This window comes from Pseudomonas sp. Marseille-Q8238, from assembly GCF_965111915.1.
This window is the reverse complement of record NZ_CBCOPI010000001.1, coordinates 1,816,725-1,829,894: the sequence shown is the minus strand read 5'-3', so window position 1 is coordinate 1,829,894 and position 13,170 is coordinate 1,816,725. Positions and strand designations below refer to the sequence as shown.

General features: G+C 62.4%; 9 protein-coding genes. 8 read left to right on the top strand and 1 reads right to left on the bottom strand.

The genetic code is table 11. The features are described 5' to 3' along the window. Nucleotides 1-61: 61 nt before the first annotated feature. The 6 genes from ACWPW0_RS08455 (at nt 62) to ACWPW0_RS08430 (ending at nt 8,648) form a co-directional block, all read left to right on the top strand. A complete protein-coding gene (locus ACWPW0_RS08455; protein ID WP_454255029.1) occupies nt 62-1,651 on the top strand; it encodes an ABC transporter permease in 1,590 nt (529 codons plus the stop codon). After that, nucleotides 1,648-2,508 (top strand): ABC transporter ATP-binding protein, encoded by an 861-nt coding sequence (locus tag ACWPW0_RS08450; protein ID WP_447590855.1) that lies wholly within the window; start codon nt 1,648-1,650, stop codon nt 2,506-2,508. Before ACWPW0_RS08455 ends, ACWPW0_RS08450 begins: the two co-directional genes overlap by 4 nt. A 52-nt stretch (nt 2,509-2,560) precedes the next feature. After that, entirely contained in the window at nt 2,561-4,234 is a 1,674-nt protein-coding gene (locus ACWPW0_RS08445) for an arylsulfatase (protein ID WP_454255028.1), read from the top strand. 2 nt (nt 4,235-4,236) lie between these two features. After that, complete coding sequence (locus ACWPW0_RS08440; RefSeq protein ID WP_454255027.1) at nt 4,237-5,358, top strand: ABC transporter substrate-binding protein; 1,122 nt, start codon at nt 4,237-4,239, stop codon at nt 5,356-5,358. Beyond that, entirely contained in the window at nt 5,339-6,946 is a 1,608-nt protein-coding gene (locus tag ACWPW0_RS08435) for an ABC transporter permease (RefSeq protein WP_447590852.1), read from the top strand. The genes ACWPW0_RS08440 and ACWPW0_RS08435 overlap by 20 nt, the downstream gene beginning before the upstream one ends. A 91-nt stretch (nt 6,947-7,037) precedes the next feature. Beyond that, the gene (locus ACWPW0_RS08430) at nt 7,038-8,648 is read left to right on the top strand and encodes an arylsulfatase (RefSeq protein WP_454256713.1); all 1,611 of its coding nucleotides are present in this window, start codon (nt 7,038-7,040) and stop codon (nt 8,646-8,648) included. Nucleotides 8,649-8,771: 123 nt separating this feature from the next. On the opposite strand, the gene ACWPW0_RS08425 is transcribed toward ACWPW0_RS08430, so the two are convergent. After that, complete coding sequence (locus ACWPW0_RS08425; protein WP_447590851.1) at nt 8,772-9,383, bottom strand: TetR/AcrR family transcriptional regulator; 612 nt, start codon at nt 9,381-9,383, stop codon at nt 8,772-8,774. 452 nt (nt 9,384-9,835) lie between these two features. Here ACWPW0_RS08425 and ACWPW0_RS08420 point away from each other — a divergent pair, with 452 nt between their 5' ends. Beyond that, entirely contained in the window at nt 9,836-11,743 is a 1,908-nt protein-coding gene (locus ACWPW0_RS08420) for a DUF1302 domain-containing protein (protein ID WP_454256712.1), read from the top strand. A gap of 12 nt (nt 11,744-11,755) precedes the next feature. Further along, nucleotides 11,756-13,120: a DUF1329 domain-containing protein gene (locus tag ACWPW0_RS08415; RefSeq protein ID WP_454255026.1), complete on the top strand. Its 1,365-nt coding sequence runs from the start codon at nt 11,756-11,758 to the stop codon at nt 13,118-13,120. The last annotated feature ends 50 nt before the right edge of the window (nt 13,121-13,170 follow it).

Genomic DNA, 13,170 nt, shown 5'->3' with positions numbered 1-13,170 from the left:
GCCCTGCGCCTGGCGGATACACGCTGTCGCACCTGCTTTCATCGTCACAGAGGGGCTGAACATGTCTCACGCTGTATCGCTCAGTCCAGCCTCGCCGCCACTTTTCGCTGGGGCGCTCGGGCGAATCGGCGACCACGTGCAGCCGTGGCTGGTACCTCTCGGCCTGTTGCTGCTCTGGTACCTGGCGAGTCGTTTCTCATGGATGAGCGAGCAGGTCCTACCGGCCCCGGAGCTGGTCTGGAAAACCCTGCTGGAGCTGAGCCAGGACGAGCTCTGGCAGCACCTGGCGATCAGCCTGCAGCGTTTGTTCTGGGGCCTGCTCGGCGGTGTCTCGGCGGGCATCCTGCTGGGTGCCTTGCTTGGCTCAAGCCCGCGCGCCGAACGGCTGATCTTCCCCACCTTCGCCGCCCTCGCCCAGGTACCGACCCTGGCCTGGATACCGTTGTTCATGCTGCTGTTCGGCATCGGCGAAGCACTCAAACTGGTGGTGCTGATCAAGGCCATCATCGTCCCGGTCACGGTGCATACCCTGGTCGGCGTGCGCGATGCTCAACCGCGCCTGCGTGAGGCCGCCGCCGTGTTGCGCCTGCCTTTGCACCTGCGCCTGTGGCGCCTGACCATTCCCGCCGCCCTGCCCTCGTTCATGGCGGGCCTGCGCCTGGCTCTGGCCACCGGCTGGGCCTCGCTGCTGGCCGTAGAGTTGCTGGCCTCCAGCGAAGGCATCGGCTACCTGATGGTCTGGGGCCGCCAGCTGTTCATGCTGGATATCGTCTTCGTCTGCATCCTGGTGATCGGCCTGTTCGGCATCGTGCTCGACCGCAGCATCCAATACCTCGACCGCCGCCTGCTGCACTGGCCACACCCGGCAGCGGCCGAGCTGCGCCGCGGCCCCGGCGGCCAGGGCTGGCAACGCGTGCAGCCGTGGCTCCTGCCAGCTGCCCTGCTGGTGCTGTGGCAACTCAGCACACAGTTGCACTGGATCGACAGCAACATCCTCGCCGCACCGCTGAGCGTCCTGCACGCCACCTGGCTCGGCCTGCTCGACGGCAGCCTGCTCGATGCCATGGCCCGCAGCCTCGGGCGCACCCTGGGTGGTTTGCTGCTGGGCGGTGGCCTGGGCTTGCTGCTGGGTATCGTGCTCGGCCTGTGGCGCCCGGCCGAACGCCTCTTCGGCCCAACCCTGTCGGCCCTGCGGCAGATCGCCATTTTTGCCTGGGTCCCCCTGCTCACCGCCTGGTTCGGCCTGGGCGAAGGAGCCAAGCTGGTATTCGTCGGCCTGGCCACCTTCTTCCCGCTGTTCGTCGCCACCCAGCGCGGCATCGCCAACCTCTCGTCACAGCTGGACGAGGCGTCCCGTGTGCTGCGCCTCAATCGTCGGCAACGCTTGTGGCGCCTGGTCCTGCCCGGCGCCGCGCCGGCTATTTTCGCCGGCCTGCGTCTGGCACTGATCTATGCCTGGCTCGGCACCATCGGCGCCGAATACTTCATGCCCTCAAACGGCGGTATCGGCAGCCTGATGATCGGCGCCCAGCAACTGTTCCGCATGGACCAGGTGCTCGCCGGCATGCTTCTGGTCGGCCTTACCGGCGCCCTGCTCAACACCCTCGGACAACGGATAGAAGCGCGTGCCACGCGCTGGAGAAACGCATGAACAGCCTGACCCTGAGTGACACCCGTATTTTCCAGGGCCTGCCGCCGGCGCCACCCATCGTCAGCTTCGAGCAGGTCAGCAAGCACTTCCCTGTGGACGGCGGTGAACTGGAAGCGATCCGCGAATTCAGCCTGGATATCCGCGAGGGCGAGTCCATCGCCATCCTCGGCTCCAGCGGCTGCGGCAAGTCCACCCTGCTGCGCCTGCTGGTCGGCCTGGACCGCGACTACGCCGGCTACATCCGTGTCGATGGCCAGTTGATCGACGGCATCGGCGGCGAGCGCGGCATCGTGTTCCAGGAGCACCGCCTGTTCCCCTGGCTCACTGTCGAGCAGAACATCAATCTGGGCCTGGTCAACGAGCGCCTGACCCAGGCCGAACGCTTTCGCCGGGTCGACGAGTTCATTCAGCTGGTGGGGCTCGACGGCTTCCAGCGTGCCTACCCGCACCAGCTTTCCGGCGGCATGGCCCAGCGCGTGGCCATCGCCCGTGGCCTGGTCGCCAGCCCGCGTATCCTCCTGCTCGACGAACCTTTCGGCGCACTCGATGCCCTGACCCGCCAGCAGATGCAGGACGAACTGCTGGCCATCCGCGCCCGCGCCGGTATCACCAGCCTGCTGGTCACCCACGATGTCGAGGAGGCGATCTTCCTCGCTGACCGTGTGGTGGTGATGGCGCCACGGCCGGGGCGGATCAAGCGCATCGTCGAGATCAACCTGCCGCACCCGCGTGACCGCAGCAGTTATGACTTCCACCAACTGCGCGAAGAACTGCTGCACGAACTGACCGGCGACGGCGACTACCGCGCGCCACCGCCACGCCTGCAAGACCTGCCGCTGGCCTCCATCGCCTATTGACCCGCCGCCCGCCGGCTGCTCCGGCGGGCTTCACTCCCTTCGCGAGACGCGCATGAGCAAACGCCCGAACTTCCTGCTGATCGTCGCTGACGACCTCGGTTTCTCCGACCTCGGCGCCTTCGGCGGCGAAATCGAGACACCCCATCTCGATGCGCTGGCCCTGCAGGGACTGCGCCTGACCGACTTCCACGCCGCGTCGGCCTGCTCGCCAACCCGGGCGATGCTGCTCACCGGCACCGATCACCACCTTGCCGGCATCGGCGCGATGGCCGAATTCAGCGACGAAACCATTCGCCGCAACCCTGGCTATGAAGGGCACCTCAACCAACGCGTGGCCGCCCTGCCCGAGCTGTTGCGCGACGCCGGCTACCACACGCTGATCGCGGGTAAATGGCACCTCGGCCGGACAGCAGAGACCTCAGCGGCCGCACGCGGTTTCGAGCGTTCGTTCATCCTCGAAGGTGCGGCGCACAACCACTACGCCTGGTCGCCGAACGTTCCGCCGCACAAGATGCCGCGCCTGCTGCATGCCGTCGAAGGCACCTACCGCGATGGCCTGGAGCCGGTGACCGAGCTGCCGAAAGAGTTCTACTCGTCCGACGCCTTCACCGATCGCCTGCTCGACTACCTGGGCGAGCGAGCGGCCGATGACACCCGCCCGTTCTTCGCCTACCTGCCGTTCTCCGCCCCGCATTTCCCGCTGCAGGCACCGGCCGAGCTGATCGCCAAGTACAAAGGCTGCTATGACGCCGGCCCGGACGCACTGCGCGAGCAGCGTCTGGTACGCCTCAAGGAGCTCGGTCTGGTGGCCGCCGATGTCGAGGCTCACCCGGTGGTGGCCGATACACCGAACTGGCACGAATTGGACGAGGATGGCCGCCGCCAGTCCGCGCGCGCCATGGAGGTGTACGCCGCCATGGTCGAGCGCCTGGACTGGAACGTCGGTCGCGTGGTCGAGCACCTGCGCGGCACCGGCGAGCTGGCCAATACCGTGATCCTCTTTCTCTCCGACAACGGGGCCGAAGGTGCAGCCCTGGAGGCCCTGCCCATCGTCGGCAAGCGCGCCCAGCGCTTCATCGGCAAGCACTACGACAACAGCCTGGATAACGTCGGTCGCGCCAACTCCTACGTCTGGTACGGCCCGCGTTGGGCCCAGGCGGCGACCGCGCCGTCACGCCAGTTCAAGCTGTTCACCAGCCAGGGCGGCATCCGCGTGCCGGCCTTTATCACCTGGCCGGGCCTGCGCCTGCAGGGGGCAATCAGCCATGACTTCGCCACGGTGATGGATGTCGTGCCGACGCTGCTGGAGCTGGCCGGCACGAGCCATCCCGGCACCCGCTACCAAGGGCGCGACATACTGCCCATCCGTGGGCGCTCGCTGCTGCCTTACCTGCAAGGCGACGAGGCGCAGCCCCATACGCAGGACGAGACCACCGGCTGGGAGCTGTTCCGTGCCCGCGCCATCCGCCAGGGCCAGTGGAAGGCGCTGTACATCCCCAAACCCGACGGCCCCGGCCGCTGGCAGCTCTACGACCTGTCTCGCGACCCTGGCGAAATCCACGACCTCGCCGAAACCGAACCGGAACGCCTGCGCGCGCTGGTCGGCCACTGGCAGCGTTATGTCGATGAAACCGGTGTGCTCGATTTCAGCTTTGCCGGGCGCCTGTTTCGTGAGCTGGCCCGCGGGCTGCTGCGCGTCTTCACCCGCCAGCCACGGACACTCTGACCATGGGCAAACGAACCAATACCCTGCGCCATGGCCTGTTCGCCGCCCTGCTGCTTGCCCTGGCTGGAGCGGCCATGACCGCCGCGCAAGCCCAAACAGATCCGCCCACGGTTGATGCGCCCAAGGCCAGCGCTCCAACAGTGATTCACCTGGGCGTGCCGGATGCCGCTGTCGGGCCGCGCTCCAGCAGCGGCACGGCCACGGTGGATTACGCCTATGTACACAAGTTGTTCGAGCAGGAGTTCGCCAAGGAAGGCATCGAGATCCGCTGGGCCTTTTTCAAGAACGCCGGCCCGGCGATCAACGAAGCCTTCGCCAACGAACAGATTGATGTGGCCTTTCTCGGTGACCTGGCGGCGATCATCGGTGAGTCGGCCGGCAATGAAACCCGCCTGCTGGCGGCGAGCAGCCGCGGGCTCAACGGCTACCTCGGCGTGGTGCCGGGCAGCGGCCACGACAGCCTCGAATCACTGCGCGGCAAAACCCTGGGCGTCTGGCTCGGCACCGCCAGCCACCTGTCGCTGAATGCGGTGTTGGCGCGCAATGGCTACAGCGCCAAGGACTTCCGCCTGATCAGCCTGGATGGTGGGGCGGCCCTGGCCGCGCTGGCAGCCAAGCGCGTCGACGCGGTCTGGAGCGCGGCCGGCATGCTCGCGCTGCGTAATCGCGGGCTGGCCGAGATTCCCCTGAGTACCCAGGGCGGTGATGGCACCGGTACCATCGCCGTGACCATGCTCGGCGCCAGCGCCTTCGTCGAGCGCTACCCGGACATCACCGAGCGCCTGGTGCGCGTCGTGGTGCAGTCCGCGCACTGGGGCTCTGAACCGGGAAACACCCAGGCGGTGATCGACCTGCTGACCCAGCAGACCAACCTGCCCAAGGAGCTGATGGCGCAGGAGCTGCAGGGCGAAGCGCTGTCACGGCGCAATTCGCCGCTGCTCGATGACTACTTCCTCAAGCACCTGCAATACGGTGCCAACGCCGCCCTGGAAGCCCAGCTGATCCGCACGCCGGTGGATGTGCAGCGCTGGGCCGAACCGCGCTTCCTGGCACAGGCCCTGAAAGAGCTCGACCTGCAGAACTACTGGCCGCAACGGGAGGCTTATGTCGATCCTTGGCACTGAACGTCTGCGCAGCGCGCCCAGGCGTTACACCTGGGCGGTTCCCCCGGCCCTGCTCGGTCTGCTGGTGCCGCTGGCGCTCTTGCTGCTGTGGTCGCTGGCGTCGAGCGAACGCTGGATGCCCCGGCAGATTCTTCCACCGCCGTCGCTGGTCTGGCAGACCGCCGTCGGGCTCTGGCACAGCGGCGCGCTGGCACAGCTCGGGGTCAGCCTGGCGCTGCTCGCCAAGGGCCTGCTGTTCGGCGTGATCGGCGGCGTGCTGATTGGCGTGGCCATGGGCCTCAGCCGCCGTGCCGAGGACATCATCGCGCCGAGCTTCTACGCCTTTGCGCAGATTCCCTCGCTGGCCTGGATTCCGCTGCTGATCGTCTATCTCGGCATCGGCGATGCGCTGAAGCTGTTCCTGATCTTCAAGGCCGTGGTGGTGCCGGTGGCCGTGCATGTGCAAACCGGTGTGCGCGATGTGCCGCCGCAACTGCGCGAGTCGGCAGCAGCCTTGCGCCTGTCCTGGGCCCTGCGCTTCTGGCGGCTGACCTTGCCAGCCGCGTTGCCGGCCTTTCTGACCGGCCTGCGCCTGGCGTTGATGGCGGCCTGGATGACGCTGATCGCCGTGGAGCTGCTGGCGTCGAGCGAAGGCATCGGCTACCTGATGGTCTGGGGCCGGCAGTTGTTCCAGCTCGACCTGGTATTCGCCTGCATCGTCATTATCGGCCTCACCGGCTGGCTGATGGATCGCGGCATCCAGGCCCTCGACAGCGCGTTGATCCGCTGGCCGCGACCGGCACTGGCAGCCTTCAGCCGACGCGCGCCGCGCCATGGCCGGGAATGGCTGGCAACCCAGGCGCGGCACTGGGCGATCCCGCTGCTGGTGCTGTGGGGCTGGAGCGCGCTGGTCAGCAGCGGCAAGGTCAACCCGGCGATCCTGCCGTCGCCACTGGGCATCGTTTCGACCGGCTGGGCCGAGCTGGCCAACGGTACGTTGTCGGCGGCACTCGGCTGGAGCCTGTTGCGTTGCCTGCTCGGCCTGTTGCTGGGCAGCGCCATCGGCATTGTGGTGGGCCTGTTGCTGGGCCTGTATCGCCCGTTGGAACGTCTGTTCGCCCCCAGCCTCGCTGCCTTCCGCCAGGTTGCCCTGTTCGCCTGGGTACCGCTGATCACCGCCTGGGCTGGCATCTATGATTTCGCCAAGATCGTGTTCATCGCCCTCGCCGCCTTCCTGCCGGTGTACCTCGCCACCTGGCGCGGCGTGACCAACCGCTCGGCGCAGCTCGATGAAGTCGCGGACACCCTGCGCCTGAACGTCCGCCAGCGCCTGTGGCGGCTGATCCTGCCGGCGGCCATCCCGTCGATCTTCGCCGGCCTGCGCCTGGCGCTGATCTATGCCTGGCTGGGTTCGCTCGGCGCCGAGTACTTCATGAACTCGGGGATCGGCATCGGCAGCTACATGATCGGTGCACAGCAGAAGTTTGAGATGGCCAAGGTCTTCGCCGGCATGGTCCTGGTGGGCGTGCTCGGCGCGCTGCTGGCCACCCTCGGCCAACGCCTGGAGCAGAGCGCCAGCCGCTGGCGCCAGAGCGGCGGGCGAACATGAACACCTTAAGCTCTACCCATTACCGCCTGAGCGGACCACTGCCGGGCATTCCACAGGTCCACGACAGCTTGAGCGCCTCATCATGTCCAGAGTGAAATCCCGCCCCAATTTCCTGGTGATCGTCGCCGACGACCTGGGCTTTTCCGACCTCGGTGCCTTCGGTGGCGAGATCGCCACGCCGAACCTCGACGCCCTGGCCACTGCCGGCCTGCGCCTGACTGACTTCCACACCGCACCGACCTGCTCGCCAACGCGCTCGATGCTGCTCACCGGCACCGACCACCATATCGCCGGCATCGGCAGCATGGCCGAAGCCATCGCCCCCGAGCAGATCGGCAAACCGGGCTACGAGGGCTACCTCAACGACCGCGTCGTCGCCCTGCCCGAGCTGCTCCGTGAAGCCGGCTACCAGACGCTGATGAGCGGCAAGTGGCACCTCGGCCTCACCGCCGAACTGGCACCGCACGCCCGTGGCTTCGAGCGCTCCTTCGCCCTGCTCCCCGGCGCCGCCAACCACTACGGTTTCGAGCCGCCGTACGATGAAACGACGCCGCCGGTGCTCAAGGGCACACCCGCGCTGTACATCGAAGACGACCAGTTCATCGAACAACTGCCCGAGGATTTCTATTCCTCCGATGCCTTCGGCGACAAGCTGCTGCAGTACCTCAAGGAGCGCGACCAGAGTCGGCCGTTCTTTGCCTACCTGCCCTTCTCCGCGCCGCACTGGCCATTGCAGGCACCCGCTGACGTGGTCGCCAAATACGCCGGCCGCTACGACGCCGGCCCGGACGTGCTGCGCCAGGAGCGCCTGGCCAAGTTGCAGGAACTGGGTCTGTCCGAAGCTCAGGTCGAGCCCCATCCGGTGCGGGCCTTCACCCAGGAATGGGACAAGCTGACGCCCGAGAAACGCGCGATCTCGGCGCGCACCATGGAGGTGTACGCGGCCATGGTCGAGCGCATGGACTGGAACATCGGCCGCGTCGTCGACTACTTGCGTCAACAGGGCCAGCTGGACAACACCTTCATTCTGTTCATGTCCGACAACGGTGCCGAAGGCATCCTGCTCGAGGCCTTCCCCAAGTTCGGCGACAATCTGCAGACCTTTCTCGACCAGCACTACGACAACAGCCTGGAGAACATCGGCCGCGCCAACTCCTACGTCTGGTATGGCCCGCGCTGGGCCCAGGCGGCAACCGCGCCGTCGCGCCTGTACAAGGGCTTCACCACCCAGGGCGGGATTCGTGTGCCGGCCCTGGTGCGCTACCCGGAATTCGCCCGCCAAGGCCAGATCAGCCACGACTTCAGCACGGTGATGGACATCACTCCGACCATCCTCGACCTGGCCGGTGTGCGCCATCCCGGCAAGCGCTGGCAAGGCCGCGAAGTGGCCGAGCCGCGCGGCAAGTCCTGGCTGGGCTACCTGTCGGGTGAAACCGAGCAGGTCCACGACGAGCAGACGGTGACCGGCTGGGAACTGTTCGGCATGCGCGCCCTGCGCCAGGGCAGCTGGAAGGCCCTGTACATCCCCGCGCCCCTCGGCCCGGCAACCTGGCAGCTGTATGACCTGAGCGTCGACCCTGGCGAAATCAACGACCTCGCCGCCCAGCGCCCGGACAAACTCGCCGAGCTGACCGGACACTGGCAGCAGTACGCCGAGGACACCGGCGTGGTGCTGGGGCGTTCACCGTTCAGCAAAGGCTGAAGCGTTTTTCCCAGTGACCAGCCCTTCGTGGAAAGCCGCACACCGCTCAGCACCACTGAGCAGCAAAATTGAGGTCGATCTTCCACTGGGGTTTCGTCGTGAAAAAAACCGCCATGTACAGGCTCAACTCGAATAGTCAGGTTTGGCGCATATGAGGTTCAGCATGGCGGTCACCGAGCTTTCCACGGATTTCACATCACCTGTCGTTATGAGGTCCAAAAAGTAACCGCGGGTCGCAGCCAGGATCAATCGCGCCCGCTGATGTGCGTCCTCCTCATGAAACCCTACCTTCATGAAAAGTGCCGCCAAAACATCAACCCAAGGCTGCACAACACCCTCCAGAAACTCCTCGCACTCTTCACGATGGCGAAGCGCATAGCTGTATGTTTCAAAGTGCAGTTGATAAAACGGCAAGAACTCGCCTGTTCTATAGCGCTGTCCGAACGCCTCAAGAAAATCCCTGAGATCAGCAGCTGAATTCACGTGCTCTGTTTCAGCCATGAACAGCTTGCTCTCTGAGCCACGCACCTCATTAATAATTGCCGACCAAAGCCCGTGCTGGCTACCAAAGTGGTAAATGAGCATTCGATGGCTAATCCCCGAGGTTTCTGCAATCGCTCTCAATGAGCGGAAGGCATAGCCATTTTTAAGCGCATCATTTACCACTTTTTTTAATACATCAGCTGGTGGGTGTTTGATCGCTTGCTTCCTAACACCAGAGTCTTCGTTGCTCACTAACGCTCCTTAATACAGACGTCTTTAGCTTAATCGAGCTGATAACTGGCGGCCCTCTCTTCACTACAGCGTAACCCAGGAAGGTGTGAAAGGTCAGCCAACGTAAATGTGAATCAGCGGCCATCCGAGTTTCTGGCTTGCCGTTGCTAAAAATACGCGCTTTAAGCCGTGTTCTACCTGGAGAACCCTACTCATCAAGCCAAAGCCTAGCGCACAAAAATCAATAAAACACTTAAAAATCATAAAGATATGCATGATTGACAGACCCAATCGATCACCGCTACGATGTGCGTACCAAATGGTACATGCCGACATAAAGCGACATCGGCACTATCTCTTTGAAACAAAGGCTGCCTACTAAAACCAACAAAACAGGGTGTGTCATGAAAGAACGAAAAGTCTTTGAAACAGGATCCTGCCCCAAGAATCCTGATTACGCCTGGCCTTTAGCAATGGCCATGGCGGGCTCACTGCTCAGCAGTGCAAGTGCATGGGCCCTAGACCTGTCGCCTCCAAATAGCGAAATAACTGCCAGCCTCGATACAACTCTTTCGTATGGGCGCCTCTGGCGGGTACAGGCACAAGATCCAAACAATGACAACACCAACCAAAACGACGGAAATCGTAACTTTGAAACCGGCCTTGTCTCTGAAGTTTTCAAAATAACTTCAGACGCCTCCATCAGTTATAAAAACTATGGCGCCTTTCTTCGCGCCACCGCGTTCTATGACACGCAGATCATGGATAAGCGAAACGACTTTAATAAAAGCAACCTGCCAGAGCAGCCCAGCGGCAATTACCCTAAAAACGATCACTTCTCCAAGAGAACCCGCCAGGAAGCGGGCAGTAGTGTGGACTTGCTGGATGCTTACATATACGGGAGTTGGGATGTCGGTGATCGCATGCTCTCAGCCCGCGTAGGACGTCAGGTATTCAACTGGGGAGAGGGGCTGTTTTATCGGGGTGGCGTCAACACCACCAACCCGGTCAATGTCGCAAAATTCCGGCTACCTGGCTCTGAGGTTAAAGAAGTCCTGATTCCAGTCGAAGCGTTTTCCGTTGCCTTCGATTTGACTGAGAGCCTCAGCACCGAGTGGTTCTACCAGTGGAAATGGCAGGAGTCCTCCTTCGATCCACTGGGCACTTTTTTCTCCGAGTCCGACCTTTTCGTACCGGGTAGTCGAACCGCCTATACCAAGGTTGCCAGCTTTGCCAACCCGGCATTCCAAAACACCTATAACACCTTGACCAGCATGGGCATTGGCGGGCTTCAGGGCACCGATTACCTAGACAAGGCCGGTAACTTCAAGGTCGCCAGTGTAGGGCGCGATATCAACGCCAGGAATGATGGTCAGTATGGGATTTCCTTCCGCTATCTGGCCCAGGAACTAAACGCCACAGAGTTCGGCTTCTACTTCGTCAACTACCACGCCAAAGAACCGGTGATCGCCTCATCCACAGGTGATACGAACCTCGACCTGAACACCCTCACAAGCGCTGTTACCGGTGGTGCGTTCACCTCCTACCAAGCACTTGCGGCTGCGGCCTCGGCAGACCCTGCACTGGCTCAGCCGCTGGGGCTTGTTAACGGCGCCTCGATCATCGAACTGGGCAATCTAACCACTGCTCGCCGAGAGTTTCCGGAAGACATCCGCATGTACGGCGTGAGTTTCAATACCTCCATCGCTGACGCTTCAGTCTTTGGTGAGCTGTCCTATCGCCCCAACCTGCCAATCGGTAAGGCAGCACTCAATGACTCGGTTGCCGATAGTTTCGCCCAGGCCAGTCAGTTCTTTGCCGGTAGGAACGTGAATATTGGCGGCACGCAAACCAACATGAACTCGACGCTGCACAACTACGAACGGGTAGAGGCGTTCAACCTCTCTCTGGGCTCGATCTATAACTTCGGTCCGAGGCTATCTTTCGACAGCGTTATCGGCACTGCCGAGATTACCTCCGAGATGATCCGCGGAAGTTCTCTGAAGTACACCGCCTATGACGGTACAACCCGCTACTACGCCGGGCGTGCGAACAAGGAGTACGCCGCTGGATTCGGCCGCGACGAACAGATCAACCGTAATGCATACGGCGCCACGGTTCTGTTCATGGGGACATGGAACGACGCCTTTGCCGGTGTAAACCTGTCGCCCTATGCCATCTACAAGGACGACTTCAAAGGCAACTCCCACTCGGGCGGTAACTTCATCGAAGGGCGTAAGGCTTACACCTTGGGCATAAAAGCCAGCTACCTCTCTTCGTTTGAGCTAGAGCTCCAGTACACAAACTTCTACGGCGCTGGCCAGAGCAATGTGTCTCGTGACCGGGACAACATTGGCATGAACGCCAAATACTCTTTCTAATCGAGGTACGTTATGAAGACCTTTAAAAAGGCTTTTGTTGCCTTGGCAATGATGGCACTGACGAACGTTAGTAATGCCGCCGTGTCCGAAGCTGAAGCGGCAAAACTAGGCAACTCGCTCACCCCCCTGGGCGGTGAGGCCATCGGTAATGCGGCCGGTACAATCCCGAGCTGGACTGGTGGCCTGACTCAAGGCCCCGCAGGCTACACACCCGGCCAGCCGTACCTGAATCCTTTCGAAGGCGAACAGCCGCTGTTTGTCATCGACAAGTCCAACCTGGAAACCTACCGGGCCAACCTCACCGAAGGCCAGATCGCGCTGATTAATAGCTATCCGGAAACCTTCCGTATTCCGGTATACAAAACCCACCGCAGCGCAGCATCCCCGAACTGGATCTACCGCAATGTTCGGCAAAACGCCGTAACCGCCAAGCTGCTCGAGGGTGGTGTCGGTCTTGAGGGTGCCTATGGTGGCGTGCCATTCCCGATTCCGCAGTCGGGTCTCGAAGCCATCTGGAACCACATGCTCCGCTACATTGGCACCCATATCACCCGAACCACCGCCGATATCGCAGCGCAAAAGAACGGCAACTACATGCCAACCATCATCGATACCAATGTCTTCTCGGCCTACAACGTGGAAGGCAAGGACGCTAGTAGCATGGGAAGCATCCTCTACTACTACATTGGTATTGCGAAGAGCCCGGCGCGTATGGCCGGTGAAGCCTATCTGATCCATGAGCCGATCAACCAGATTGCAGAGCCCCGGCTGGCCTGGATCTACAACCCTGGCCAGCGTCGTGTACGCCGCGCTCCGACCGTCGCTTACGACACCCCCATCGGCAGCTCGGATGGCCTGCGCACCTCTGACGATACGGATATGTTCAACGGTTCACCGGATCGCTACGAATGGAAGTTGATAGGTAAAAGGGAAGTCTACATACCGTACAACAGCTATCAGCTTCTGGATAAAAACCTGAAGTACAAGGACATCATCAAGCCGGGTCATATCAACCCAGAGTTCACCCGCTATGAGCTGCACAGGGTCTGGGAGGTGGAGGCGACCCTAAAACCAACGGCACGTCACCTCTACTCCAAACGCAAGTTCTACCTGGACGAGGACAGCTGGAGCATTGCCAGCGCAGACCTGTACGACAGCCGCGGGGACCTGTGGCGCACCTCAGTGGCCCACTTGGTGAACTACTACAACGTGCCCGCCACCCTGAGCAGTGTGGATGTATTCCATGACCTCCAGTCGCGCCGTTACCAAGCACAGGGACTGGCCAATGAGCAGCAGGATGTCATCCGCTTCTCAACCGTTGCACCTGATATTGGAATTTACAAACCTTCCAACCTGAAGCGTGCCAGCGGCCGTTGATCACCCTATCCCTGCCATACGCTCGCTTGGCGGGGTTTCCCCGAGGTACC